Annotated in this window: 19 protein-coding genes; 7 read left to right on the top strand and 12 right to left on the bottom strand. The window is 72.2% G+C overall.

What is annotated here, in order from left to right; translation table 11 throughout:
• Positions 1-35 precede the first annotated feature (35 nt).
• From ACZ4XX_RS00310 to ACZ4XX_RS00300, 3 genes are all read left to right on the top strand, one after another.
• The gene (locus ACZ4XX_RS00310) at positions 36-1,625 is read left to right on the top strand and encodes an FAD-dependent monooxygenase (RefSeq protein WP_468505751.1); all 1,590 of its coding nucleotides are present in this window, start codon (positions 36-38) and stop codon (positions 1,623-1,625) included.
• Positions 1,626-1,804: 179 nt separating this feature from the next.
• Complete coding sequence (locus ACZ4XX_RS00305; RefSeq protein WP_468505750.1) at positions 1,805-2,530, top strand: TetR/AcrR family transcriptional regulator; 726 nt, start codon at positions 1,805-1,807, stop codon at positions 2,528-2,530.
• A 425-nt stretch (positions 2,531-2,955) separates the two neighbouring features.
• The gene (locus tag ACZ4XX_RS00300; protein WP_468505749.1) at positions 2,956-3,360 is read left to right on the top strand and encodes a hypothetical protein; all 405 of its coding nucleotides are present in this window, start codon (positions 2,956-2,958) and stop codon (positions 3,358-3,360) included.
• 143 nt (positions 3,361-3,503) lie between these two features.
• On the opposite strand, the gene ACZ4XX_RS00295 is transcribed toward ACZ4XX_RS00300, so the two are convergent.
• Entirely contained in the window at positions 3,504-5,069 is a 1,566-nt protein-coding gene (locus tag ACZ4XX_RS00295; RefSeq protein WP_468505748.1) for a pectate lyase family protein, read from the bottom strand.
• 443 nt (positions 5,070-5,512) lie between these two features.
• Positions 5,513-5,989 (bottom strand): DUF6924 domain-containing protein, encoded by a 477-nt coding sequence (locus tag ACZ4XX_RS00290; RefSeq protein WP_468505747.1) that lies wholly within the window; start codon positions 5,987-5,989, stop codon positions 5,513-5,515.
• Positions 5,990-6,294: 305 nt separating this feature from the next.
• Here ACZ4XX_RS00290 and ACZ4XX_RS00285 point away from each other — a divergent pair, with 305 nt between their 5' ends.
• Positions 6,295-6,669, top strand: a complete 375-nt coding sequence (locus ACZ4XX_RS00285; RefSeq protein ID WP_468505746.1) for a VOC family protein — start codon at positions 6,295-6,297, stop codon at positions 6,667-6,669.
• Positions 6,670-6,761: 92 nt separating this feature from the next.
• Here the strand turns inward: ACZ4XX_RS00285 and ACZ4XX_RS00280 are convergent, their stop codons facing one another.
• The 3 genes from ACZ4XX_RS00280 to ACZ4XX_RS00270 all read right to left on the bottom strand — a co-directional run bounded on the left by ACZ4XX_RS00280 (position 6,762) and on the right by ACZ4XX_RS00270 (position 10,584).
• A complete protein-coding gene (locus ACZ4XX_RS00280; protein WP_468505745.1) occupies positions 6,762-8,135 on the bottom strand; it encodes an amidohydrolase family protein in 1,374 nt (457 codons plus the stop codon).
• 223 nt (positions 8,136-8,358) lie between these two features.
• Positions 8,359-9,651, bottom strand: a complete 1,293-nt coding sequence (locus tag ACZ4XX_RS00275; RefSeq protein WP_468505744.1) for an amidohydrolase family protein — start codon at positions 9,649-9,651, stop codon at positions 8,359-8,361.
• A gap of 243 nt (positions 9,652-9,894) precedes the next feature.
• The gene (locus ACZ4XX_RS00270; RefSeq protein ID WP_468505924.1) at positions 9,895-10,584 is read right to left on the bottom strand and encodes a GntR family transcriptional regulator; all 690 of its coding nucleotides are present in this window, start codon (positions 10,582-10,584) and stop codon (positions 9,895-9,897) included.
• Between the two features lie 309 nt (positions 10,585-10,893).
• On the opposite strand from ACZ4XX_RS00270, the gene ACZ4XX_RS00265 reads away from it, so the two are divergent.
• Positions 10,894-12,627 carry a BCCT family transporter gene (locus tag ACZ4XX_RS00265; protein ID WP_468505743.1) on the top strand — a complete coding sequence of 578 codons (1,734 nt, stop codon included), beginning with the start codon at positions 10,894-10,896 and terminating at the stop codon, positions 12,625-12,627.
• A 58-nt stretch (positions 12,628-12,685) separates the two neighbouring features.
• Here ACZ4XX_RS00265 and ACZ4XX_RS00260 read toward each other — a convergent pair whose 3' ends face one another.
• The 3 genes from ACZ4XX_RS00260 to ACZ4XX_RS00250 all read right to left on the bottom strand — a co-directional run bounded on the left by ACZ4XX_RS00260 (position 12,686) and on the right by ACZ4XX_RS00250 (position 15,954).
• The gene (locus ACZ4XX_RS00260) at positions 12,686-13,972 is read right to left on the bottom strand and encodes a sugar ABC transporter permease (protein WP_468505742.1); all 1,287 of its coding nucleotides are present in this window, start codon (positions 13,970-13,972) and stop codon (positions 12,686-12,688) included.
• On the bottom strand, positions 13,969-14,754 hold the full coding sequence (locus tag ACZ4XX_RS00255) for an ATP-binding cassette domain-containing protein (protein ID WP_468505741.1): 786 nt from the start codon (positions 14,752-14,754) through the stop codon (positions 13,969-13,971). Before ACZ4XX_RS00255 ends, ACZ4XX_RS00260 begins: the two co-directional genes overlap by 4 nt.
• Positions 14,755-14,865: 111 nt before the next feature.
• Positions 14,866-15,954 carry a substrate-binding domain-containing protein gene (locus ACZ4XX_RS00250; protein WP_468505740.1) on the bottom strand — a complete coding sequence of 363 codons (1,089 nt, stop codon included), beginning with the start codon at positions 15,952-15,954 and terminating at the stop codon, positions 14,866-14,868.
• Between the two features lie 276 nt (positions 15,955-16,230).
• On the opposite strand from ACZ4XX_RS00250, the gene ACZ4XX_RS00245 reads away from it, so the two are divergent.
• Complete coding sequence (locus ACZ4XX_RS00245) at positions 16,231-16,995, top strand: ankyrin repeat domain-containing protein (RefSeq protein ID WP_468505739.1); 765 nt, start codon at positions 16,231-16,233, stop codon at positions 16,993-16,995.
• Between the two features lie 158 nt (positions 16,996-17,153).
• On the opposite strand, the gene ACZ4XX_RS00240 is transcribed toward ACZ4XX_RS00245, so the two are convergent.
• Together ACZ4XX_RS00240 and ACZ4XX_RS00235 are read right to left on the bottom strand one after the other, a co-directional pair.
• Positions 17,154-21,218: a molybdopterin-dependent oxidoreductase gene (locus ACZ4XX_RS00240; protein ID WP_468505923.1), complete on the bottom strand. Its 4,065-nt coding sequence runs from the start codon at positions 21,216-21,218 to the stop codon at positions 17,154-17,156.
• A gap of 357 nt (positions 21,219-21,575) precedes the next feature.
• The gene (locus tag ACZ4XX_RS00235) at positions 21,576-22,340 is read right to left on the bottom strand and encodes a hypothetical protein (RefSeq protein WP_468505738.1); all 765 of its coding nucleotides are present in this window, start codon (positions 22,338-22,340) and stop codon (positions 21,576-21,578) included.
• 181 nt (positions 22,341-22,521) lie between these two features.
• On the opposite strand from ACZ4XX_RS00235, the gene ACZ4XX_RS00230 reads away from it, so the two are divergent.
• A complete protein-coding gene (locus ACZ4XX_RS00230; RefSeq protein ID WP_468505737.1) occupies positions 22,522-22,974 on the top strand; it encodes an SRPBCC family protein in 453 nt (150 codons plus the stop codon).
• A 94-nt stretch (positions 22,975-23,068) separates the two neighbouring features.
• On the opposite strand, the gene ACZ4XX_RS00225 is transcribed toward ACZ4XX_RS00230, so the two are convergent.
• Together ACZ4XX_RS00225 and ACZ4XX_RS00220 are read right to left on the bottom strand one after the other, a co-directional pair.
• Positions 23,069-24,319 (bottom strand): serine hydrolase domain-containing protein, encoded by a 1,251-nt coding sequence (locus ACZ4XX_RS00225; protein ID WP_468505736.1) that lies wholly within the window; start codon positions 24,317-24,319, stop codon positions 23,069-23,071.
• A gap of 220 nt (positions 24,320-24,539) precedes the next feature.
• Positions 24,540-25,421, bottom strand: coding sequence for a DUF4436 domain-containing protein (locus ACZ4XX_RS00220; protein WP_468505735.1), 882 nt, complete (start codon positions 25,419-25,421; stop codon positions 24,540-24,542).
• Positions 25,422-25,475 lie beyond the last annotated feature (54 nt).

Below are 25,475 nucleotides of genomic sequence, written 5' to 3'. Positions count from 1 at the left end.
CTTCGCGCACCCGGAGGCGGCGAGGAGTATCGGACATGCCGGAATCGAACGAGACGGCCAAGGCGGCGGGCGCGCTCGACACCGCCGTCACCGTCATCGGAGCGGGGCCCGTGGGCCTCGCGCTCGCACTCGACCTGGCCCGCCGAGGGGTTCCGGTACGCGTGGTCGAGCGCGACGAGAAGCGCTTCCAGGGCTCACGCGCCAAGGGCATCCAGCCCCGCACCCTGGAGGTCCTCGACGACCTGGGCCTGGCCGACGCCGCCCGCGCGGCAGGCGGCGCCTACCCGCCGATGGGTCTCCACGTGGGTCCGTTCACCAAGGCCTGGCAGATGCACGCCACCGCCCCGGACAGCATCGGCACCCCCTACCCCGACGTGCTCCTGCTCCCTCAGTACGCCACCACCGACCTCCTCCACGACGCCGTCGAACGCCTCGGAGTGCGCGTCGACTTCGGCGCCCGCGCCGTGGAGATCACCCAGGACGAGAAGGCGTGCACGGTACGCCTGGAGGACGGCCGCGTCCTCGCGAGCCGGTACGTGGTCGGAGCCGACGGCGGCTCCAGCACCGTCCGCAAGGCCGCGGGCATCGCCTTCGAGGGCACCACGGACGAGACCGACCGGATGATCCTCGTCGACGCCACCGTCGACGGACTGTCCCACGACCACTGGCACGTCTGGCCCCGGCTGCGCGGACGCAGCATCGCGGCATGCCCCCTGCCGGGCGGCGAAGGCCGCTTCCAGATCATGATCAAGATCCGTCCCGACGACCCCGTCGACCTCACCGGGACGGCCCTCGCCACCCTCGTGCGCCGCCGTGCGGGCGCCTCCCTCACCCTGCGCGACATCACCTGGTCCTCGGTGTTCCGGCCCAACATCCGCCTCGCCGAGCGGTACCGCGACGGCCGCCTCCTGCTCTGCGGCGACGCCGCCCACGTCCACACACCCGCCGGTGCGCAGGGTCTCAACACCGGTGTCCAGGACGCCCACAACCTCGGCTGGAAACTCCAGCAGGTCCTGGCCGGCGCCGACGACGCACTCCTGGACAGTTACGAGCTGGAGCGGCGCCCCGTCGCCGCACAGGTCCTGGGCCGCACCACCGAGCTGTACGAGGGGCTGCGCCGTACCCGTCCCGGCGGGCTCACCCGGGGCCCCGACGAACACCAGCTCGGCATCTCGTACTTCGGAGGCCCCCTGGCCCCGGCCGACGGGACCCGCACGGCGAACCTGCGCTGCGGCGACCGCGCGCCGGACGCGGCGCTGCCGGAGGAGACGGAGACGAACGGGGCGGCGGGCCGTCTCTTCGACCTCTACCGAGGCCCGCACTTCACCGCCCTCGCGTTCGGTGCCGGCGCAGCCACCGCGCTGGCCCGCCTGCCCTGGCCCCCCGGCGGTGCCCCGCTGCGCCGCCACACCGTACTGACGCACACCGCACCGCGTACGCCGGACGAAGCGGCCCTGCTCACGGCGTACGGCATCACCGAAGACACGGTCGTGCTCATCCGCCCGGACGGCTACATCGGCGACATCGGTCACACGACCGCAGCGGCCGGCACCGGCGACGGGCCGGGCGGCAGAGCCACCGCACCCGTGGCCCCGGCGATCGCCCGTCTGACGCCCGCCCGGTGACTGCCTGACTCCCGCCCGAAGGCCGGCTGAGGCCGGTGTTCGGGCCGGCCGGGCGCCCGGTGGCCCCGCCCGGCCCACACCCCCACGACCGGTAGCGTGTCACCGCACCACCGACGGCCGCCGGGAGCCGTGACGCGCACGGCGACGGCGACCTGGCACAGCGAGAGAGGGCCCAGCGCATGGCCGCCACCCCGCCACCCCCCGGCAGCCCGGCCTGGTGGGCCGGACGCCCGCACCCCGCGCCCCCGTCGGCCGCTGCCACCGAGCCGAGGCGCGGCCGGCCGTCGCTCGACACCGCGCACATCGTCGGCACGGCGCTGCGGCTGGTCGACGAGCACGGCACCCAGGCGTTCTCCCTGCGCATGCTCGCCGACGCCCTGAACTCCGGCACGGCCACGCTCTACCGTCACTTCGACGGCAAGGACGAGATCATGGCGTACGTCGTCGACCGCGTCCTGGGCGAGACGGACCTGGACGCCCTGACCATGTCCTCCGACTGGCCCGAAGTCCTCACGGTGACGGCCCACGGGTTCCACGACGCCCTGCGCCGCCACCCGAACACCCTGCCGCTGCTCATGGCGTACGTCCCCGTCGGCCCCCAGGGACTCGCCCGACGCGAACGCGTCCTGGGAGCACTCCTGGAGCACGGCCTGCCGGCCGACCTGGCCGCCCGTGCCTTCACGGCCGTCACGCACTACGTCATCGGCTTCGCCGTGCAGCAGTACGGCCCTGCGGCCGCCCCCGACCAGAGCGCCGAACTCACCGCCTTCTACGACGGACTCGACCCGGCGTCCTACCCCGCCCTCCTCCGAGCCGCCCGGTCCCTGACGTCCGTGGCGGTGGACGAGGAGTTCGAGTTCGGCCTCACCCTCCTCGTCCGAGGCCTCGCGCACCTGGCTCCGTGAGGCCTCCGGCGCGGCTCACGAGACCATGGTCGCTCGACGCCAGGCGTGCAGTCCGAGCCCGGCCGTCACCGCCGCCGCGCCGCCGAGCCCGATCGATCGTGCGGCGCGCAACGATCACCTGCCGGACTCGTCGGGCACGCGGTGCATCACGTCACCCACCGCACAAGGCGCCGACTCCGCGTCCCGGTCACCGGCCTCGCCGCGCTCGCCCTCCTCCTCGGGATCACCGGCGCGCGGAGCACCCACGCGAGCCCGCCGGCCAGGACTGTCCGGCGGCAGAGATCTACGCGACCGACAACACCGAGGTCATCACCGACCCGGACGACCCCCGCCTCCGGACCCGCCTGACCCGCTTCGACCACGAGGTACGGGCGATCATCCGCGCCCACGGCGCCCGCCCGGCGGCCTCGACGCTCCTCGACGGCATGTTCTGGTCCGAGGCCGGGCAGCAGGCCCCGTACGAGCGGTCCCGCGAGTTCGACGTGAACCGGGTCGGCCTCGACGGGCTCCGCCACCTCGCGGGCGTGAACGCCGAGGAGTACGACCAGGAGGCCGTGCTCACCTTCCGGTGCCTGCCCAGGACCTCGCCGGAGACCGACGCGGTCGAGGTCGAGGTGCCGGGTGTCGGCGTGAGCCGGGTGAGCGAGGCGCTCGTCGCGGACCCCGCGGCCCGGGAGAAGCTCGGCGGCGGCTCGGTCACCCTCGACGGGAAGCTCGTCCTGGTCGTCGAGACCGCCGATCTGGACCTTGCGCGAACGTTCACGGTCTCGCTCGGCGCCGACTGGAACGAGTCTCGACTGAACTACGGGGACCGGGAGTTCGTGAGCTGATCGCGCGGCACGCGCAGCTCGCGCGGCCGGTCCGGACCCGGGGCCGCTCGCACCCCGGACCCGGACCGGTACCGGTACCGGTACCGGTCCGGTGGCGACGGCAACCGGGTCGGCGTACCGGTGCCGTCGCCTCCCTCCGCCGCCTATCCGGCGTAGGTCTCGAACTCGGCGACGCGGGGAGTGCCGGTGGAGCCGACGATCTCGAAGGTGATCTTCTTGAGTGCGGTGCGGGGGACGGCGATGACCCCGGCCCCGCTGCCGGAGGTGAGGACGGCCCCGGTGTCACCGTTGAGGACGCGCCAGGACCCGATGGCACCGGCGGAGCCGGCCGCTTCGCGGATGGTGATCGCGGACACGGTGGTGGCGGAGCCCCACTTGACGGACACCGAACCGGTCGAGCCGGCGGGCGACCAGAAGGTGCTGAGGTCACCGTCCCGCACGTTGCCGTAGCTCGTGCCGTCGGCCTTGCTGGAACCGTCGGAGCCGGCCCCGATGCTGAGGTTGGTCCCGCCGGGGGCGGTCGGGCCGGGCGTGGGAGTGGTGGGAGCCGGGGTGGGCGACGTGGACGTCGGAGTCGGGGTGGGCGTGGGGCTGGGAGTCTGCGGGGAGCAGCTGCCGTTCGACACGAGAAGTCCCTTGCCCGCACCGGCCGTTCGGCTGACGACGTCCGGTACGCAGGCGGCGGAGTCCAGGCTGTGGGCGTACGGGATGGCGATGGTGGTGTTGGACTGCGGGTCCGGTCCTGCCGGGTTGTTCTCGGCGCTGCGCGAGGACCAGGTCACGTTGTCGAAGATGTTGCCGCCGACCTGCCAGTACCCGGCCGCATCGGTGTAGAAGGTGCCCAGGACGTCCTTGGAGTCCTCGAAGTAGTTGTTGTCGACCTTGGCGTGGGCGCCGGCGCGGGAGTTGATGCCGGACTCGTTGATCCGCAGGTAGTGGTTGTTGTACATGTGGGCGGTGCCGCCGCGCAGCAGGGGAGCGCGCGAGTCGATGTTCTCGTAGAGGTTGTGGTGGTACGTGATGAAGCTGTTCGAGAGCTCGGTCTCGCTGGAGCCGACGAGGCCGCCGCGGCCGGAGTTGCGCAGGATGCTGTAGGACAGGGTCACGTACTGGGTGTTGTCCTTCATGTCGAAGAGCCCGTCGTAGCCCTCCGACTCGCCGCCCGAGGCCTCCAGGGTGGTGTGGTCGACCCAGACGTTGCGGACGTCGCTCTCCATGCCGATCGCATCGCCGCCGTTGGAGAGGGGGGAGCCCGACTTCTTGACGTTCCGGACGGTCACGTTCTGGATGATGATGTTGCTGGACTCGCGTATGTGGATGCCGAGTTGGTCGAAGACGGCGCCGGAGCCGACCCCGACGAGGGTGACGTTGCTGATCTGCTTGAGCTCGATCACGCCGGCGGCGGTGTTGCAGCTGCTGCCGGACACCTTGGTGGTGTTGGCGTGGTTGATCGTCCCCTCGACCTCGATGGTGATCGGGGTGCTGCTGCTGGCCCGTGCGCACAGGGCCGCGTGGATCGCGGTCCCCGTGGTGGCCCGCACGGTCTGGCCGCCGGCGCCGCCGGTGGTCCCGCCGTTCTGGGTCGCGTAGCCGGTGGCGCCACCGGTCGCCGCCGATGCCTGAGGCATCGACAACACCACGCCGGTCGCGGCCGCGAGGGCCAGGGTGGCCAGTGCCGCGTGGAGCCGTAGTGCGACTGGTCGTCTCATGCTCGCCGTCCTTCTCGTCTTCGAACGCTGGGGATGGTTCCTGGATGCGGTGCTGTGCAGGGCTGTGCCGTGCTGTGCTGAGCCGTGCGGAACGTCGTTCGGTGCAGGGGGAGTTCACCCATGGGGAGACCGGCGGAAGCCGCCCGTCCATAGAAAGAAAGCGCTTTCTTCCTGCGGGACAATAGGGCGCCCCCCGAAGCGTGGCAAGGCTCCGGACAAGACCTCCGGGCAAGACCTCCGGACACGGCCGGACGCGCCGCCACGGAGCTCGGCGTGACCGGTGACGAGGGCGACAACACCGACCGGGAGGGAAACGGGAGGTCCGCGGCTTCCTCGGGCCCCGGTCGCGCCGAGGTCGGAAGGCTCCGGTCCGATCACCGACGCCGGAAAGCGCAACGAGTGAAGGGCGCCGGACGGCACCGTCGTCGGGGTGACGGCGGTGTTCAAGAAGCATGGCAGGGCCCCCCGCGTGCCCGTCGCCGGGCACCTGGTGCCGAGCGGTAGACCGGCTGCACGGCTTCGGTCGCCTCCGAGCCCGCTGCGCAGCACGCAAGGAGACGCCCCGACGGGGGCACCCCGTCGGCCAGGGCGACCGCCGCCGCTGCGGCGGTCGGAAAGGTCGCAGGACGTGATCGGCTTCTGCGGAAGCCGCCGCGGGCGAACTCGGCGAAGTCCATGTTGGCGAGCGTCAGGTTGACATGGACCGTGCGCACCGTGGCAGGCGAGGCTCGGAACTCCCTGGGCTCGTCAGCACGTGCTGAAGGCTCTCCGGCATCGTCGTGTGCGGGGCTCCGCCATGCCGCACCGCCATCTAGCCCTCGGCGCCGGCGGAACGATCCCGAGACGGGCGCGCTCGGGAGGAGGCCCGGGCGCAGGCCCGGTCGACGGCGCCCCGGAGGCCGGCGAACTCCGGCCGCCACGGGGGCCGGTGAACTCCGGTGCGGCCGGCGCCAAGCCTGCTCCGGGGACCCGCGCGGCGGATCGCTCGGCTCGGGTGAGCGGACTTCTTGTCACCTTGCCAGTGTGGGAATGATCAAGTAACGTCCTTCGACGTGAACACCGGACCGGCGATTCGACGCCATACACAGACGGGCCATCCGGTGGACGACTGATCGCTCCGCGGGTGCGTCGAAAGCACCCCCACGGTTCGGCACGCGGACCCCCCCCAGTGCTCAGGCACTGCGACGAGTCCCTTTCGTGTCGAATCAACAGCGAGGTCATCCACATGGCAGTCACGTTCAACCACACCATCATCGCCGCCAAGGACCGCCACGAGTCGGCGCGCTTCTTCCGGGAGTTGCTGGAACTCCCCGAAGCGCCGTCCTGGGGCCCCTTCATCAACGTCCAGCTCGCCGACGGCGTGCTCATCCAGTTCGCCGAGCCGCCGTTCGACATCCAGATGCAGCACTACGCCTTCCTCGTCGACGACGAGCTCTTCGAGCGGGCGTACGCGCGACTCTGCGAGCAGGGCGTCGAGCACTGGGCCGACCCCCAGATGAAGCGGTCCGGCGAGACGAACACCGAACACGGTGGCCGCGGGGTCTACTTCAAGGACCCGGGCGGCCACGCGTTCGAGCTGATCACGCGGCCCTACCTGTAACAAGGGCCTGTCGATCGGTCGAGTCGTGTCGAGTCGACTCGATTCCGGCCGGCCGGGCACCTGTGGGGTGCCCGGCCGGCCCGCGGCCGCCGTCAGGCCAGGAACTCGCCGTCCCGAGCCACCACGACTCCGCCGTGCACCACCATGTCGCGGCGAGGCATGTCCACGACCACCTGCGGCAGGCACTCTCCCCGGACCAGCACGAAGTCGGCCGGGGCGCCGGGCGTGAAGTCCGCGTGCGCCAGGCCCATCACGTCCGCGCCTCCGTGCGCCGCGACGTCGTAGCAGTCCCTCAGCTCGTCGTCCAGGCGTACATCCGTCACCCAACCGAGGATGTGTGCCCGGTGCATCATGTCCGCGTTCCCGAACGGGCTCCACGAGTCACGCACACCGTCCGACCCAAGCCCGACCCGCACCCCGTGCTCCCGCAGGCGCGCGATCGGCAGGACCAGCGAGTCGGACGGCGCGACCGTGGTCAGAGCGATGTCCTGGTCGCCCAAGTCGGCTGCCATGGAGCCCAGCTCACGGTCCGTCAGGCCCGGCAGGCAGAACACATGGCTCACCGTGACCTTCCCCGCGAGGGAGAGCGCCCGTGTGCGGTCCACGATGCCGCGCATCGCCTTCATGCCCTTCTCGCCGCGATCGTGCAGGTGGATGTCCACGCCCACACCGTGGCGGTCCGCGATGCCGAACACGACATCCAGCTGATCGTCGAGGGCGTTGTCGAACCCGATCGGATCGATGCCGCCGATCATGTCGATGAGACCCTCGCGCGCCGCCTTTTCCAGGAGCGCGGCCGTCCCCGGCGTCCGGATCACCCCGTGCTGCGGGAACGCCACGATCTGGACGTCGAGGGCGTGACGCAGCCGCTCGCGCGCCTCCGCCACACCCTCCACCCCCGCCAGGCCGTACGCCGGCGCCACGTCGGCGTGGGCGCGCATGCCGCGCGTACCCCGGGACACGGCGTGCGACATCAGCCCGTACGCCCGCTCGGCCACCGGGCGGCGCTGGCTGCGGAACAGTTCGACGTCCTGCGCCACGTAGTCGGCGATCGCGCTCGCCGGACGCCGCGACACCCACGAGCCGCCCCAGGTCGTCTTGTCGGGGTGGATGTGCGCGTCGACGAGCGACGGCAGCGCGATCCGGCCGCCTCCGTCGACGACCTTCGCGCCGTGCGGCGCCGGACGGTCCGAGATGCGGCCGTCGACGACCACGAGGTCCCTGGCCTTCGCCGCGCCGAACGGGCGGACGTCGCGGAAGACGACCGTCCTGGCCCCGCGCCCCGAGGCGCCGGAGGCCGCCGCTTCGGCGGCGACCGGGGCCGCCGCCGAAGCGGGCCCGGCCGTGGCGGCGGCGGTGGCGGTGGCCGTGGCGCCTGCCAACGCAGCGGCTCCCGCCAGCACCGTGCGACGGGAGAGCGTGGAGGGGGAGGGGGAGGGTGCGGGGGAGGACGAGGGCGACTGCACGGGGGCTCCTTCTTGGGGGCGGGGCGGGGGACGTCGTCGCGGCGAGCGCGGGCAGCGCGGATCGAGCCGCTTGCCGGACGGGCGGCGATGCCGGTGGAGAGGGGAGAGGGGAGAGGGGAGAGGGGGACAGGGGGAGCGAAGGCGGAGAGGCGCAGGGCCGCCCTTGTGCGGGGGGTCGGGCGCCGGCAGGGCGGGCTCGGGGGTGTCGTGCGCGCGGGCCCTCTCAGGCCACGACCCCCGCCCGGACCACCCCCACCGGACGCTTCAGCACCGTCAGGTCCGTCAGCGGGTCGCCCGACAGCAGGAGGGCGTCGCCCGCGAAGCCGCGGGTGAGGCGGCCCGCCGTGCGGCTGAGGCCGAGGAGACGGGCCGCGCCCGTCGTCGCCGTGCGGATCGCGTCGAGGGGCGACAGGCCCGCGGAGTGCATCAGCTCGACCTCACCGCCGATCGGGTCCACCACCCCGCCCGACGAGTCGGTGCCCGCGGCCAGCGGCACTCCGCGTTCGTGCGCGGCGAGGACCGCGCGCTTCAGGGCCGGGAGGTACGTGCGTCCGCGCTCGGCGAGGATCGGGTCGGAGGACTCGGCCAGGCCGGCGATCGCGGTGAGGGTGGGGGTGAAGTACGTTCCCCGGCGACGCATCTCGCCCAGCGTGCGCTCGCCGACGAAAGCGCCGTGTTCCAGGGAGCGGATGCCCGCCATGACGGCGTCGTGGCAGCCCTGTTCGCTGTAGCTGTGGCAGAGGACGCCCTTGCCGCGCCGCCGGGCCGCCGCCACGATCTCGGCGAGCTGGTCGCGCGAGTAGACCTGGGCCAGCGGGTCCTGCTCCGGGAGCCCGGCGCGTTCGTTGACCCGGGTCTTGATCACGTCCGCGCCACGGGCGAGGTTCACCTCCACCACACGCCGCAGCGCCTCCGCCGAGCGCACTCCGTCCTTGAGACGGGCGAGCGGGGTCAGGTCGGGGTCGGCGAGCACGGTGTCGCCGAGGTTCGGGGTGACGAACACACCGGCGGCCGTCAGCCGCGGTGCGAGCGCGGGGCTGTGGCGGGCGAGCTCGCGGACGGCGATGTCCTGGTAGAAGGAGGTCGATCCGCTGCGCGCGCTCGTCGCGCCCTTGCGGACGGCGTCGCGCGCCTCGGCGGCGGTGCTGAGGTGGATGTGCGCGTCGATCAGGCCCGGCAGGATCCAGCGGCCGTGTGCGTCGAGCACCTCGACGCCCTGCGGCACGGCGACGCCGCCCCGGCGACCGGCCGCCCGGACGATGCCGTCCTCGATGACGACGACGGCGTTCTCGGTGACCTCGCCGGTGGCCGGGTCGAGGAGGGTGCCGCCCTCGATCACGAGGTGTCCTACCCGCGCGGTGGTGCCGGGGGCACGGCCACCGGTGGCGGCTCCGCGGTCACCCGCGGCGTGGGCCTCTCCCGCCACGGCCATGGTGCCGGCGAGGGCGGCCGCTCCGGCGAGGACGCCGCGGCGGGTCAGCTTGCCGAAGGGCGGCGGGGTGGCTTCGACGCACATGGGTGCTCCTTGGGGAGTGGTCGACGGCTTCCCCGTTTTGTATACCAAGCTCAAGGCATCGGACAAGGGTGATGATCCAGAGAATCGGAAACGCCCATTCCGGGGGGGTTGAAGCCCGCCTCGGCGTCTGAGAGGGATGCGTGATCGGCCATCTTGGTATACGAATAGTTCAGACGTCGGGACGGGCACAGCTCCGGCCGTCACCGCGGCCCTCGGGCCGGCCGGCCCGCGCGTGCCCGACGCTCAGGCCTCGCCGAAGAGGGACCGCAGCGCCACCGCCCTGCTGTCCCGCACGTGCAGCAGCGTGCTCGCCGCGGCCGCCTCCGCGTCCCCCGCGGCGATGTGCCGGTACATCTCGGCGTGCTGGGCCCGCATGTGCGCGGGCTCCTCGCGCAGGCCGAACACGAGCCGCAGTTGCCAGCTCAGCTGCTCCATCGTGCGGGCCAGCAGCGGGTTGCCCGACATGGCCACCATGCTCTCGTGGAACGCCGTGTGGGCGGCCACCTCGCGGGTCGCCTCGTCCGCGGCGGCTGCCGACTCGGCCTGGTGCAGGGCCGCTTCGAGCATCGAGAGCCCCTCGGTGTCGCCCGCCGCGCCCGCCCGTGCCGCGAGCCGGGACGCCTGGATCGTGAGCGGCTCCCATACCTCGTACAAGTGCTCCACGTCGGCGCGTTCCAGGCGTCGGACGCGAACGCCGCTGTGCGGGAGCAGCTCCAGGAGGCCCTCGGTGACCAGGGCGCGCAGCGCCTCGCGCACCGGCACGCGCGACATGCCGAGCTCTTCCGCGACCTCGCGTTCGACGAGGCGGGCGCCCTGGGCGTACCGCCGGTCCACGATCCGCTGAAGGACCGCCTCACGCGCGCGCGTGCTGAGCGGGGCCGGGGCGGGGGGCGAGGCGGGGGCCGCAGGGGCCGAAGCGGTGCCCGAGGCGATGGGCGAGACGGGTCCGGGGGCCGAACCCGCTCGCGGTTCGGGACTCGCGCTCGCGGTCCCGTCGCCCGTGGCCGTCGAGTCGGTCCGTCGTCCGTCCGTCACTCGCCCCGACCTCTTCCCTGCTCCGCCGTGCCGTCCGTCCCCCGTTCGGGGCGCCCGGGGCGAGGATACGTCGGCGCGCGAACAGTCACCGGTCAAGCCGTCGGGGTCTGTTGGTCCGCACTGTTCGGCCCCGGTTGTGGTACTGCCTTACAGAGACTTCGTCAGGTTTGTGATGAAATACCGCTTTGCCCGTGAAAGGTGGCATCTGTGTCGCAGGAAGATCAGGGGCCGGACGGTCCCCGAACAGGCGCCGAACGGGGCGGGCGGGAAGGGCTGCCGGTGACGGCGGACCTTCCGGGCCGCCCCGACCACCACCATCGAGCCCGTACCGACCGGATCGTCTTCGGTGTCACCGCCGTCCTCACCGTGGCGTTCGTCGTCTGGGGCGCCACGGCCACGGACAGTCTGGAGAGCGCGTCGAGCGACCTCCTCGACGGGCTCATCCGCAACGGCGGCTGGGCGTTCATGCTGGCCGCGTCGGGGTTCGTCGTCTTCGCGCTCTGGCTGGCCATCAGCCGTTACGGCCGGATCAAGCTCGGTCAGGAGAGCGAGGGCCCGGAGTTCCGGACGGTGTCATGGATCGCCATGATGTTCAGCGCCGGTATGGGGATCGGCCTGATGTTCTACGGAGTGAGCGAGCCGCTCGCCCACTACGGCACCCCGCCGCCCGGTACCCACCCCGTGGACTCGGCCGAACGCATGCAGACCGCCATGGCCACCACGCTCTTCCACTGGACGCTCCACCCGTGGGCGATCTACGCGGTCGTCGGCCTCGCCATCGCGTACTCCACGTTCCGGCGGCGGCGCCGGCAGACCATCAGTGCCGTGTTCGTCCCGCTGATCGGTGAGAAGGCGGCGTACGGCGGGCCCGGGCGCGTCATCGACATCCTGGCCATCTTCGCCACGCTGTTCGGCTCCGCCGCCTCGCTCGGCCTGGGCGCACTCCAGATCGGCAGCGGCTTCGAGGAGCTGGGCTGGATGGAGAAGACCGGCACCGGGCTGCTCGTCGCCATCATCGCCGTACTGACCGTGGCCTTCGTCTTCTCCGCCGTGTCCGGTGTGGAGAAGGGCATCCAGTGGCTCTCCAACATCAACATGGTGCTCGCCGGGGTGCTGGCCCTCTTCGTGTTCATCGCGGGCCCCACCATCATCGTGCTCGATCTGCTGCCCACCTCGATCGCCGCCTACATCGACGACCTGCCGCAGCTCGCAGGCCGCACGGAGGCCACGAGCGGTGCGGAGATCCACGACTGGCTGGGCAGTTGGACCGTCTTCTACTGGGCCTGGTGGATCTCATGGACGCCCTTCGTCGGCATGTTCATCGCCCGGATCAGCCGGGGCCGCACCATCCGCCAGTTCGTCGGCGGCGTCATCCTGGTGCCCAGCACCGTCAGCCTGGTGTGGTTCGCCATCTTCGGCGGCTCCGCGATGAAGCTCAGCGAACAGGGCGACCTGGCGGGTGAGTCGACCCCGGAGGGGCAGCTCTTCGGTGTGCTGCAGGAGTTCCCGCTCACCGGCACCATGAGCCTGCTCGTGATGATCCTCGTCGGGATCTTCTTCGTGTCGGGTGCGGACGCCGCCTCGATCGTCATGGGCACGCTCTCCCAGCGCGGCGCCTTCGAGCCCACCCGCCCCGTCGTGGTGTTCTGGGGCGTCGTGACCGGCGCGGTCGCCGCCATCATGCTGCTCATCGGCGACGGTCAGGGCGATGCCCTCGCGGGCCTGCAGAACCTCACGATCCTGGTGGCGGCACCGTTCGTCCTGGTGATGATCGGCATGTGCGTGGCCCTGATGCGGGACCTCCGCAAGGACCCGCTGATCGTCCGCGGCGAGGTCGGCGTGGAGGTCGTCGAACTCGCCGTGATCGCCGGCCACGAGCAGTACGACGGCGACTTCGAGCTGAGGATCGGCCCCGGCACCCAGGACGCCGACGGGCCCTGAACCGCGCGCGGACCGGTCGCACTCCGACCGGTCCGGCCCCGAACCGCGCGCGGACCGGTCATGCCCTGCCCGCCGCCTTCTGAGTGCGGCGGGACAGGGAGTCCACGACCACGGCGGCCAGCAGGACCGCACCCGTGATCATGAACTGGACGGCGTTGCTCACGCCCATGATGTTCATGCCCGACTGGATGGAGCCGATCACCAGCGCACCGAGCAGCGCCGACCAGACGGTGCCGCGGCCGCCGAAGAGGCTCGTACCGCCGATGACGGCCGCGGCGATCACGTTCATCAGGAGGTTGCCGCCGCCGGAGGTCTGGCTCGCGGACTGGATCTGCCCGGCGAGGAAGAGGCCGCCGATCGCCGCCATGGCGCCGGCGATCGAGAAGACCGTCATCCGGACGAACGGCACGCTGATGCCCGCCCTGCGCGCGCCCTCGATGTTGCCGCCGACCGCGAAGATCCGGCGGCCGTACGTGGTGCGCCGGAGCACGAAGTCCAGGAGCACCAGCAGGATCAGGAAGATCAGGAGCGCCAGCGGCAGCCCCTGGTACTGGTTGAGGATGTACGCGGTGGCGAAGGCGAGCGCGGCGATCACGACCGTACGCAGGACGATCTCCGCGATCGGCCGGAACGGCACCCGGGCCGCCCTGCGGCGCTGGGCGTCCAGGAGCGAGGCCGCCAGGAAGAGACCGACCCCGACCGCCGCCGCGACATAGGCGGCCGCAGGGCTGTGATAGATCGTCGAGTACAGCCGGGAGACGATGCTCTCGCTGGGGATGTTGACCGTTCCGCTGGTGCCGAGCACCTGGAGCATGAGTCCGTTCCAGGCGAGGTTGCCCGCCAGGGTCACCACGAACGCCGGTACGCCGACCTTCGCGAAGAAGAACCCCTGGATGAGCCCGACGGCGGCTCCGCCCGCGATGGCGACGAGCATCGCGAGCCACTCGTTCATGCCGTTCAGGACGTTGAGGACGGCGAAGATCGCGGCGCACAGGCCGCTCACCGAGCCGACGGAGAGGTCGATCTCGCCGAGCAGCAGGACGAAGACGATCCCCACCGCGATCATGCCCGTGCCGACGATCTGCTGGCTGAGGTCGGACAGGTTCTGCGCGGACAGGAACGTGCTGTTCAGGCTGCCGAACACCGTCCAGATGATGATCACGGCGAGGACGACCGGCAGCGACCCCAGCTCGCCGCTGCGCAACTTGCGCCGGAACTCGTCGACGTACCCCTTGACGCCCTCCTCGCGGACGAGGAGACGGGTGTCGACGGCGGGTACGGCACCGGATGCCGGCTCCTGGCCGTCGTCGGTGCCGGAGGGGTCGCGGCCTCGGTCGCGTCTCATCGCTCCTCCTCCTGCTCCCGCTTGCGCGCCTGGCGGCGGGTGACGGCGCTGTCGGTGGCTCCCGTGATCGCGGAGATGATCTCCTCGGTGGTCGTCGAGCGCTTGTCGAAGAAGCCGTTGTTCCGGCCGAGGCGCATCACCGCGATCCGGTCGGCGACCGCCATCACGTCCACCATGTTGTGGCTGATCAGGATGGTCCCGAGGCCCTGCTCGCGGAGCCGCTCGACCAGGTCGAGGACCTCCGCGGTCTGCTCCACGCCGAGCGCGGCGGTCGGTTCGTCGAGGATGACGACCTTCGGCGAGCCGATGAGCGAGCGGGCGATCGCCACGGTCTGGCGCTGCCCGCCGGAGAGCGAGGCCACGGGGATGCGGACGCTCGGGATGCGGATGGAGAGGGTCTCCAGTAGTTCGCGCGCCCGCTGGTCCATGCGGACCTCGTCGAGCACGCCGAAGCGGCGCAACTCGCGTCCCAGGAACAGGTTGGCGACCACGTCGAGGTTGTCGCACAGCGCCAGGTCCTGGTAGACGGTGGCGATGCCGAGGTTCTGGGCGTCGTGCGGCCGGCTGATCGTGACCGGCCTGCCCTCCCAGGTGATGACGCCCTCGTCGGGCGGGTTCACCCCGGCGATCGACTTCACGGCGGTGGACTTGCCGGCGCCGTTGTCGCCGACCAGCGCGACCACCTCACCGGGGTGGACGTCCAGGTCGAAGTCCTTCAGCGCCTGGACCGCGCCGAACCGTTTGGAGATGCCCCGGAGTGAGAGCACGGGTGACTCCGGCAAAGGAACCGCCTCCTCCGCTCGCCCGCTCGCGCGGGTCCGAGCCCCGCCGGGAGTCGGTCGCCCGGGCGGGACGTCCCGGGCCGGGGAGCCCGGGACGGAAACGCCGTGCCGCTACTGGAGGCCGGCCTCCTTGCAGGCCGCGGCGTACGTCGGGGTGCAGATCTCCTGGACCGTGTACAGGCCGTCCTTCACGACCGTGTCCTTGATGTTGGTCTTGTCGACCACGACCGGCGTGAGCAGGTTGGCCGGGACCTTCTGACCGCTGCCGCTGGTGACGGTGGTGGGTACCAGGTCGGCCGGCAGCTGCTTGCCCTCGGCGAAGTCGACCGCCATCGTGGCCGCGATGTCCGCCTCCGGCTTGTACGGCTTCATGATGGTGATCGTCTGGGTGCCGAGCAGGATGCGCTGGATCGCGTCGAGCTGGGCGTCCTGGCCGGTCAGCGGCACGTTGATGCCCGCGGCCTTCAGGGCGGTGGCGATACCGGCCGCCAGTCCGTCGTTGGCCGAGTACACGCCGACGATGTTGTCCTTGCCCAGGGCGCTGATCGCGCCGGACATCTGCTGGTTGGCGTTGTTCGGGTCCCAGTTCGGGGTGTCGTACTCCTTGCCGATCTTCACCTTGCCGTCCAGGACCGAGTGCGCGCCGGCCTTGAACTCCGCCGCGTTGGGGTCGGTCGGCGACCCGTTGTGCATCACGATCTGGCCACTCCCGGCCTTGTCGCCGAGCGCGTCGAGGAGTGCCTGGCCCTGCAGCTCGCCCACCTTGCGGTTGTCGTACGAGACGTACGAGTCGACCGGGCCCTGCGCGAGACGGTCGTACGCGACGACCTTCACACCCGCGTCATGGGCCTTCTGCACGGAGGACTGGATCGACTTGGCGTCCACGGCGTCCAGGATCAGGACCTTGTCGCCCTTGGCGAGCGCCGTGTTCACCTGCTGTTGCTGGGTGGTGGCGCTCTCGGCCGCGTTGTAGTAGTCGATCTGGGCGTCGGGCGCCAGCTCCTTGATCTTGGCCTCGATGTACGGCCGGTCGAACTTCTCGTACCGAGTGGTCTTGCTCTCCGGCAGCAGCAGGCCGATCTTCACGTCCTGCCGTGCCGACTCCGCACCCGGCTGGACGGCCCCGCTGGTCGCCACGGCGCCCAGACAGAGGGCGGTGGCTCCGGCCAGGGCTATCGCGCCCCGCAATGTACGGGTCATGGGAGGCTCCTTCCGTACTCCGTCGTCCCGCCGCCTGATGAGTGCGGGGCGCAGGATGCACATGTGGCCTATATATCGACATTAGCGTCAAGCTGGGGACCGGCAAGCGGGTGATCCGGCTCCGCCCGTGCAGCCCGGGACAGCCCCGGACGCGGGATCGCAGGTCGGGCCGGTGCTCGCCGCACCGGATACGGCCGTGCGGGTCGGGAGCCGGCCCCGCGCTGCCGTGCCGGACTCGGTCCTGAGTCGCCCTCCCCGGTGCGACACCATGGCGGCATGCCGACTCCACGTACGCTCAGCTCCCGGGATCCGGTGGCCGTCGCCGTCACCGAGGCCATCGTCACCGGCGACCTCGACGCCCTGCGCGGACTGCTCGCCGAGCATCCCGGTCTGGCCGGCGCCCGGGTCGACGAGGACCGGGAGGGCTGCGGCCCCGGTGGCCGGAGCCTGCTGCACCTCGCCACCGACTGGCCCGGCCACCGGCCGCGCGGCCCGGAGACCGTCGCCGTCCTGGTCGAGGCCGGCGCCGACCCGGACGCCCGCTTCGCCGGAGCCCACCGGGAGACCCCCCTGCACTGTGCGGCGAGCAACGACGACGTCCCGATGATCGACGCGCTCGTCGCCGCCGGAGCCGACATCGAGGCCGACGGAGCGGTCATCGCCGGCGGTACGCCGCTGGCCGACGCCCGCGCCTTCGGACAGTGGCGCGCCGCCCGCAGACTGCTCGAACTCGGCGCACGCCCGACCTTCCAGGACGCCGCGACCCTCGGCCTCCTCGACCGCGTCGAGGCCCGCCTCACCGCCGACCCCGCCCCCTCGCCGGAGGAGATCACCCAGGCGTTCTGGGGCGCCTGTCAGGGCGGCCGGCTCCCCGTCGCCGTACGGCTCCTGGACGCCGGCGCGGACACCGACGGGATCGGCTGGAACGACCTCACACCGCTCGACATCGCCCGCGCCGAGAAGGCGGACGAGGTCGTCGGCTGGCTGACGGACCGGGGGGCGCGGACGGCCGCGGAGCGCCGGGCGGCCGACGGCGGGTGAGATCGCGCGCGGCCGACGGCGGGTGGGACCGTGCGCGGCCGACGGCGGGTGGGACCGTGCGCGGCCGACGGCGGGTGAGATCGCGCGCGGCCGACGGCGGGTGGGACCGTGCGCGGCCGACGGCGGGTGGGACCGTTCGTCCTCCGAGTCCGGCGGCGTCAGTACACGTCCCGCACGTACCGCTTGTCGGCGGCCAGCTGCTTGACGTACACCCCCGCCGACTCCTCGTCGAGCCCGCCGTGGGCCACGGCGATGTCGCGCAGCGCGCGGTCGACGTCCTTCGCCATCCGGGCCGCGTCGCCGCAGACGTAGAAGTGCGCGCCGGACTGCAGCCACGACCACAGCTGCGGCCCGTGCTCGCGCATCCGGTCCTGGACGTAGACCTTGGCGCGCTGGTCGCGGGAGAAGGCGGTGTCGAGGCGGTCGAGCGTCCCGTCGGCGCGGAGGGCGGTCAGCTCCTCCTCGTAGTAGAAGTCCGTGGCGCGGTGCTGCTCGCCGAAGAAGAGCCAGTTCGGGGCCCGGTGGCCGAGCGCCCGGCGCTCGTCGAGGAAGCCGAGGAACGGCGCCACACCCGTCCCCGGCCCCACCATCACCATCGGGGTCGAGGGGTCGGCGGGAGGCCGGAAGTGCGGGGCGCGCTGGACGTACACGGGCACGGGGGCGCCGGGCTCGGCGTCGGCGAGGAACGGCGAGCAGACGCCCTTGCGGGGGCGCGCGTGACGGTTCTCGTAACGGACCACGGAGACGGTCAGGGACACCTGATGGGGGTCGGTGAGGGGACTCGACGAGATCGAGTACAGGCGCGGTCTGAGGCGGCCCAGGACCTCGGCCCACTCCTGGGCCGAGGCGCGCACGGGGTGCTCGGCGAGGACGTCGACGGCCTGCCGGCCCCAGGTCCACTGGGCCAGCCCGTCCTTGTTGTCGGGCCGCAGGAGCCGCTTGAGGTCGCGGTCACCGGTCCGCTCGGTGACGAATCCGAGCAGCGCCGGCGTGGCCCGGGTGATGTCGAGATGGCGGTGCAGGGCCTCGCCGAAGGCCACCGGGTCCTGGCCGGGCAGGTCGACGGGGGAGTCCGCGTCGAGACCGGTGACGGCCAGCCATTCGGCCACGAGCTCGGGGCAGTTGACGGGCTGCACACCGAGCGCGTCGCCGCTCTCGTAGCCGAGCGGAGTCCCGCTCTCGCTGGTGTCGAAGGTGAACCGCCGGACCTCCTTGCCCGCCCCCGGCAGGCTGAGCAGCCGGTTGCCGACGAGCCGGGCGGGGGTGGTGGCCGGCCCGGACCGACGGGCCGGGGCGGGAGCGGCCGCGGGGACGGCCGTGGTGCCGTGAGCTGCTGCCGCGGACCGCGCGGTCGGCTCGTCGGCCAGCCCTGCCAGGACCTGGTCGAGCCAGGCGAGGGCGGAGGTCTCGTAGTCCGGTTCGCAGTCGCTACGGGGAGCCAGGCGGACGCCCCCGAGCTCGTCCAGACGATGGTCCAGGCGCCGCCCGTGCCCGCAGAAGTCGCCGTAGGAGGAGTCCCCGAGGGCGAGGACGGCATAGCGGCGGCCGTCCAGGCGCGGGGTGTCGGGCGCGGCCAGCGCGTCCCAGAAACCGGACCCGTTGTCCGGCGCGTCCCCGTCGCCGAACGTGCTGGTGATCAGCAGCAGGTCGGCGGCGGGCGGCAGCGCCGTGAGGTCGGTCTGGTCCATGCCCGCGAGCGCGGCCCGGTGGCCCGCGGACAGGAGCCGCTCCGCGGTGGCGGCCGCGAAGTCCTCGGCGTTGCCGGTCTGCGAGGCCCACAGCACCACGACCTCACGGCCCGCCGCGCCCGCGCCGCCGTCGGGGGCGCTCCGGGGCGCGCGGGAGTACAGGCCGGCCAGCACCCCGTTCACCCACCGCGCGTGATCCTCCCGGAAGGGCGCGCCGGGCGGCAGGACGGGCACTCCGGCGGCGCCCGACTCCAGACCAGCCAGGAAGCCGACGAGATACTGCCGCTCCTCGGCCGAGAGGACGGGCGGCGGGGTGGGTTCGAGGCCGAAGGCGGCCGCGGGACCGGGCGGCGGACCGCCGCTGGGGAGGATCACCTTCGGGACCACGGGGACGAGCGGGGCCTGCGCGGGCGGCGAGGGGACCGCCGCGCCCGTCCGTGCCGGGACCGCCGACTTCGTCAGCGCCACCGCGCAGACCTTCAGCTCGGGCTGGAAGGAGAGCGGGTCGACGGCGTCGTTGGTGACGGCGTTGACACACAGGTCGTCGCCGAAGAGGTCGTTCCAGTGGAACGGGGCGAAGCAACTCCCCGGTGCCACACGGTCGGTGACCACGGCGGGCAGTACGGCCTTCCCGCGCCGCGAGGCGATCTCCACGGGGTCTCCCACCGCGATGCCGAGCCGCACGGCGTCCTCGGGGTGCAGTTCGACGAACGGCGCCGGGTTGAGCCTGTTGAGCTTGGGGACCTTTCCGGTCTTGGTGAGGGTGTGCCACTGGTGCTGCAGTCGCCCGGTGTTGAGCACGAACGGAAAGGAGTCGTCGGGCATCTCGGCGGGGTCGATGTGCGGCCGGGCGTGGAAGACGGCCCGGCCGCTCGCCGTCGGGAAGACCGGCCCCCTCCCGCGCCCGTCACCGTCCCCCGTCACGTACCGGATCGGGTTCCGTGCCGGGCCTCCGCTCGCGGCCGGCCACTGGACGGGGGTGGTGCGCAGCCGCTCGTACGACACTCCGTTCAGGTCGTAGCCGGTCCTGGGGTTCCCGGCGCGCCTGATCTCCTCGAAGACCTCCTCGGCGCTGTCGTACGAGAACGCCTTCTCGTACCCCATCGCGCACGCGATACGGGCGATGATCCGCCAGTCGGCGAGCGCCTCTCCGGGCGGGTCGACGGCCGGCCGGGTGAGGGTGAGGCTGCGCTCGCTGTTGATCAGTACGCCCTCGGTCTCGGTCCACAGGGCGGCGGGCAGGACGACGTCCGCGTACGCGTTGGTCTCGGTGTCGGCGAACGCGTCCTGGGTGATGACGAGTTCGGCGGCCCGCAGGCCCTCGACGACGGTGCCGCGGTTGCCGACGGAGGCGACCGGGTTGGTGCAGATGATCCAGCAGGCCTTGATCTCGCCGTCCGCCATGCGCCGGAAGAGATCGACGGTGCCCTGCCCGGAGCCGTCCTCTCGGATCGTTCCGGGCGGGAGGTCCCAGAGCTCCTCGGTGAAGGCCCGGTCCTCGGCGACCAGGACCGAGCGCTGCCCGGGGAGGCCGGGGCCCATGTAACCCATCTCGCGGCCGCCCATCGCGTTGGGCTGGCCGGTCAGGGAGAAGGGGCCCGAGCCGGGGCGGCAGATCGCTCCGGTCGCCAGGTGCAGGTTGACCAGGGCGTTGGTGTTCCACGTGCCGTGGGTGGACTGGTTGAGGCCCATGGTCCAGCAGCTGGTCCATTCGCCCGCCGTGCCGATCCACTCGGCGGCGGTGCGGATGTCGGCCTCGGGTATCCCGGTGACACGGGCGACGGCGTCGGGCGGATAGTCGGCGAGGAACGACGGCATCGCCTCCCAGCCCTCGGTGTGCGCGGCGACGAAACCGGGGTCGGTGTGGCCGTTCTCGTGCAGCAGGTGCAGCAGCCCGTTGAGCAGCGCGAGGTCCGTACCGGGCTTGATCCGCAGGAAGAGGTCGGCCTTGTCGGCGGTGGCGGTGCGGCGGGGGTCGACGACGATCAGCTTCGCCCCTGCTTTGACCCGCTCCATCATGCGGAGGAACAGGATGGGGTGGCAGTCGGCCATGTTGGAGCCGATGACGAGGAGGACATCGGCCCGGTCGAGGTCGTCGTACGAGCCCGGCGGGCCGTCGGCGCCCAGGGACAGCTTGTAGCCGGTGCCGGCGCTCGCCATGCAGAGCCGGGAGTTGGACTCGATCTGGTTGGTGCCGATGAAGCCCTTGGCGAGCTTGTTGGCGAGGTACTGGGCCTCCAGGCTCATCTGGCCGGAGACGTAGAGCGCGAAGGCGTCGGGCCCGTGCTCGTCGACGATCAGGCGCAGCCGGCGGGCGGTCTCGGTGAGCGTCCGGTCGGTGTCGGCCGGTACGGCATCGCCCCCGCGCTCCTCCCGTACGAGCGCGGTGGCCAGGCGTCCGGGGGCCGCGAGCAGATCGGCGGTGGTGGCGCCCTTGGTGCACAGGCGCCCCCCGTTCGCGGGGTGGTCCTTGTCGCCCGTCGCCCTGAGGACGGTACGGCGCCCGTCCGGTCCGATGCCGATGTCGAGGAGCATGCCGCAGCCCACACCGCAGTACGAGCACACGGTCCGCACCTGGTCGGGCGTACCGGCCGTACCGGCCCGGGGGGTCGGCGTGTCCTGTCGGGTCACCGGGGCGCCTCTCTGTAAAACCGTTCGAGCCCCGACCGTACGAAATGCCCGTTACACCTGTGTCAACCCGGCGGATCTTGGTCCGTAACACCGGTCACACAGCGGCGCCGGGCGCGCTGTGAGAACCGGGGGTACGCACGCGTGGTGCCGGTGCCGAGCCGGGCCTGGACCATGCCCGAGATCGGAACCGCGCCCGAGGGCGCACCCATGCGCAGGCCGGACCACGCCCGAGGGCGTACCCCACGCCCGAGGCCCCCGGCGTCACGTGGTGGCGGAGCCTCCGACGCCGTCCGTGGCGCGCAACAGGCGAAGGAAGGCCTTCAGACCGGTGATGATCTCCTCGTTGTCGGTGAGCCGGTTCACCGTCGACTCGAACTCCCGCGCCAGCGCGGCGATCCTCCGGTCGGTCTCGTCGGCCCGCTGGTGCGAGGAGAGCGCCACGGCGTCCACCGTGCGGCGCAGCTCGGCGAGGGCCCGGTACTGCTCCTCCGCCTTGGCGTCGAGCACCGAGGCGCCGTTCTCCAGGGCGGCGACCCGCCCGGTCAGCGCCACCACGTCGTCACGCGGGAACGTGACGTCCCTGAGCAGGACACCGAGCCTCCCGCGCAGTCGGCCGAAGTACGCCCCGGCCGGCCGGAAGAACGTGCTGACGAGGAAGAATCCGGCGAACCAGTAGCCCGCCTCCCGGCCGGTCGCCGCGGCCACGGCGAGCGCCCCGACGGCCGTCACCGCATGCCCGGCGACGGCGGCCCGCAGCATCACGCGCGCGATGCGCCGCGCCTCGGTGTCCCGCTCCGCGGAGACGGCGATCCCCTTCTCCCGGCTGAGCGCGATCTCCGCGAGGACCGCGTGCGCGCGGAAGTACAGGTTCCACGGAGCGGTGAGGAGCAGCAGGAGCCAGAGCAGTCCGAGGGCGCCCGCTCCCACGGCGAGCAGCGTGCCGGGCGGCACCCCCACCGCGTACGCCAGAACCAGCGCGCCGACCGCGAGCCCCGCGGCCACGAACACACCCACGACCTTGTTCATGCCGCCCCCTCCGAGCCCGTTCACACCCTGGCGCCATGCTCCCGCCGCGCCCCGCTCCGGGCCATGAGTACCGGTACTCAGATCGGTGCGGCGGACCGTTCTGCGACGGTGGCGGCGGTTCGGCGCCCATGGGACCATTCGTATGAAGCACCAAGTCCATGTGGGGGACGAAGAGGGCACCATGCCTGCCATCAAGGAATCCATCGACATCTCCCGCACGCCCGAGGACGTCTTCTCCTACGTGACCGACCCGACGCATCTGCCCCAGTGGCAGGAGAGCGCGGTCTCGGTCCGCAAGCTCGGGAGCGAGCCCATCGCGGTCGGCTCGAAGGTCGCCGTCACGCGGCGGCTCGGGCGTCGGCAGTTCACCTCGACCATGCAGGTGGTCGAACTCGACCCGCCGCGCCACTGGCACGTGCACGGCATCGACGGGCCCGTACGCGGCGACATCCAGGGCACGATCGAGCCGCTGGACGACGGCGAGCGCTCCCGTGTGACGCTCTCCCTCGACTTCGAGGGGCACGGCATCGGCAAGGCACTCGTCCCGCTCGTCGTCCGTCCGCACGTGCGGAAGGAGATGCCCAAGGACGAGCGGACCCTCAAGGGCATCCTGGAGAGCGGCGCGGTCGGCTGAACCGCGGGGAGCCGTCGCCGTGCTCGAAGGCCCGCGGCCGTGAGGCTCCGCCGGGATGCGGCGGAGCCTCGATCCGCATCGCGTGCCCCGGGGATCAGCCGATCGCGAGCGGGTCCCCCGGCGCGAGCGCGGCCGCGATCCGCTCGGCGACCACCTCGGCCTGGTTGCCGTCGGGCGTGGTCGCCGTCTTGGTCGCCGAGACCGCGATGGCGAGACGCTCGGACGGAAGGTACGCCTGGATGGCCGCGTACCCCGAGAACGACGGGTTCTGCAGGATCCAGCCGTTGACCACGATGACACCGAGACCGAAGTGCGTCGCCTCGGTCTGCTTGAGGCAGATCGTCGCGGGACACGTCGCGGTCCCGCCGCCGAGTCCGACCGTGCCCGGGTCGAGCAGGGTGCGGTACGAGCGGGGCGAGAGGAGTTCGCCGCTGCCGATGGCCTGCGCCGAGCGCGCCAGGTCACAGATGTCGGTGGTGATGACGGCGCCGGGTGCGGTGGTCCACGACGGGTTCCAGAACGTGGACTCCTCGTAGAAGCCGCGGTCCGAGGTGAAGGCGTGCAGGACGGGGCGCGGGATGTCGGGCGTGAAGTTGTTCTGCGTGTTCCGCAGCTCCAGCGGCCCCGTGACCTTCTCCCTCACCAGACGGTCGATCCGTACCCCGGTGATCTTCTCCAGCGCCTCGACCAGGTAGACGTAGTTGGCGTGGGAGTAGCTCCAGCTCGTGCCCGGCTCGTACCAGAAGGAGTGGCGGAGCGGGTACGCGACCAGCTGCTCGGGGGTCCACGCCCGGAACGGGTGGGCCTCCAGCTCCTCCAGGAACTCCGGGTCGGTGACGTAGTCGTGGAGTCCCGTGGTGTTGGACGCCAGCATGCGCAGGGTGATCCGGTTCGCCCTGGGCAGGTCGGGCAGCCAGCGCTCCACGGTGTCGTCCAGCCGGACCCGCCGCTCCTCGACCAGTTTGAGGAGGGCCGTCGAGATGTGCGCGAAGGCCACGGAGCCGGCTCGGAAGTGCATGCCCGGCTCGGCCGGGACGCCGGTCATGGACTCGCCGAGCGCGTCCGTGAGGACCTCGCGCCCGTCGACCGTGACCCGCACCTGCACGGCGTTCAGCCGGAGGTCCTTCTTGGCCTTGCGGGTGATGTTCAGGACCTTGCGGGCCTTCCCGTCGAGGCGGCCCTCGGTCCGTACGCAGTCGGAGCCGCCGCGGCCGCCGGGACCCTCGGCGAGCGCGGGTGCGACGGCCGTCGTCTGGACGGTGAGGGCGAGGAGGGCCGCGCAGAGCAGAGCTCTGCGGGACCGCGCACGCGTGCGCGTGCGCGGGGAGAGGGGGGTGTGCGTCATGCCCCGCACTATGTCCGGGCGGGCGGGCGACCCGGGGCGAACACTCCGCGGACCGCGCGAGTCCCGCCCGTGTGGGGCAGGCGGCAGCGCCGTCCGGACGCGTCACGGGACGGCGGGGCCGACCCGCCCATGTCGCTCCCGGACCGGACGGCGGGCGCGAGCCGCCCATGTCGCTCCCGGACCGGACGGCGGGCGCCAGCCGTACGCACATGGCTCCGCGTCAGGGGACGGGCGTGTCGCGTGGCGGCGGTGGGCCCTCCGCCCGTACGGCCTGGACGACCACCACGATCACGCAGAACGCGATGAGCATCTCGGCCCAGAAGAACGCCAGGTAGTCGAGGAGGCTGCCGATGGGCGGCGCCCCCGGGGCGGTGTTCCGGAAGGCGGCCAGGGCGAACAGCGTGGCAGCCATCCAGCCGAGCGCCGGCCAGGTCAGCCCCATGCGCCGCCGCACGAGGTGCCGGCCGCCCATGAGGACGGCGACGGCGAGCGCCCACATCGCCAGCATCATGAACACGGAGAAGACGAGCACGCTGCGGGAGCGGGCAGCCTCCGCGGAGAAGACGGCCGCGCCCTTGATCTCCGAGGTGTCGACGGCGAGCGAGAACAGGGCGTCCCGGTTGGTGAGGGTCATGCGTACGGGCACGCTCTCGCCGCCCTGTACGGCGCCGAACTCCATGTCCGTCTCGTACGCGTCGAAGGGATAGTCCGTGATCGGGCCGCCGGTCAGCGTCACGGGCACGTCGACGGTCGCGATCCTGCTGTGCGCCGGGAACGTGAGGTCCCCGCGCACGGACGACGAGGTCTGGAGCGTCAGGTTCTCGGCGGGGGAGATGCCGCCCGCCTCCGCGAGGGCGCCGCGGGGGGTGACGAGGAGCCGCAGGACGAGCTCCCGCCCGGCGGCGTCGACGCGCTGCACGGAGGCGTCGATGTCGATCCGGTCGGGAGCCCGGCCTCCGGCGGTGTAGCGGGTGTCCAGGTCCTGGCGCTCGCCGAACTGGAGCCAGAGCCCGCAGAGAGCGGCCGCCGCGACGGCCAGGAGCACGAGTCCCACGCTCAGCGGCCCGCCGGGGGACCGTGGTTGACGTCGCTTGACGGACACGGACGTGCTCCAGGGGAAGAGGGAAGGGAAGGGAGAAAGGAAGAAGGAAGAAGC

The sequence above is a fragment of the Streptomyces sp. NPDC029956 genome (assembly GCF_055574655.1).
The sequence above is the reverse complement of the archived record's forward strand: the minus strand, read 5'-3'. Positions and strand labels throughout refer to the sequence as shown.

What these genes read in the sequence shown, in the direction of transcription:
- ACZ4XX_RS00235 (WP_468505738.1), bottom strand. Translation starts at nt 22,340, where the DNA reads ATGAACAAGGTCGTGGGTGTGTTCGTGGCCGCGGGGCTCGCGGTCGGC.
- ACZ4XX_RS00305 (WP_468505750.1), top strand. Translation starts at nt 1,805, where the DNA reads ATGGCCGCCACCCCGCCACCCCCCGGCAGCCCGGCCTGGTGGGCCGGA.
- ACZ4XX_RS00275 (WP_468505744.1), bottom strand. Translation starts at nt 9,651, where the DNA reads ATGTGCGTCGAAGCCACCCCGCCGCCCTTCGGCAAGCTGACCCGCCGC.
- ACZ4XX_RS00295 (WP_468505748.1), bottom strand. Translation starts at nt 5,069, where the DNA reads ATGAGACGACCAGTCGCACTACGGCTCCACGCGGCACTGGCCACCCTG.
- ACZ4XX_RS00310 (WP_468505751.1), top strand. Translation starts at nt 36, where the DNA reads ATGCCGGAATCGAACGAGACGGCCAAGGCGGCGGGCGCGCTCGACACC.
- ACZ4XX_RS00240 (WP_468505923.1), bottom strand. Translation starts at nt 21,218, where the DNA reads ATGCTCCTCGACATCGGCATCGGACCGGACGGGCGCCGTACCGTCCTC.
- ACZ4XX_RS00285 (WP_468505746.1), top strand. Translation starts at nt 6,295, where the DNA reads ATGGCAGTCACGTTCAACCACACCATCATCGCCGCCAAGGACCGCCAC.
- ACZ4XX_RS00260 (WP_468505742.1), bottom strand. Translation starts at nt 13,972, where the DNA reads ATGAGACGCGACCGAGGCCGCGACCCCTCCGGCACCGACGACGGCCAG.
- ACZ4XX_RS00245 (WP_468505739.1), top strand. Translation starts at nt 16,231, where the DNA reads ATGCCGACTCCACGTACGCTCAGCTCCCGGGATCCGGTGGCCGTCGCC.
- ACZ4XX_RS00250 (WP_468505740.1), bottom strand. Translation starts at nt 15,954, where the DNA reads ATGACCCGTACATTGCGGGGCGCGATAGCCCTGGCCGGAGCCACCGCC.
- ACZ4XX_RS00300 (WP_468505749.1), top strand. Translation starts at nt 2,956, where the DNA reads ATGTTCTGGTCCGAGGCCGGGCAGCAGGCCCCGTACGAGCGGTCCCGC.
- ACZ4XX_RS00230 (WP_468505737.1), top strand. Translation starts at nt 22,522, where the DNA reads ATGCCTGCCATCAAGGAATCCATCGACATCTCCCGCACGCCCGAGGAC.
- ACZ4XX_RS00225 (WP_468505736.1), bottom strand. Translation starts at nt 24,319, where the DNA reads ATGACGCACACCCCCCTCTCCCCGCGCACGCGCACGCGTGCGCGGTCC.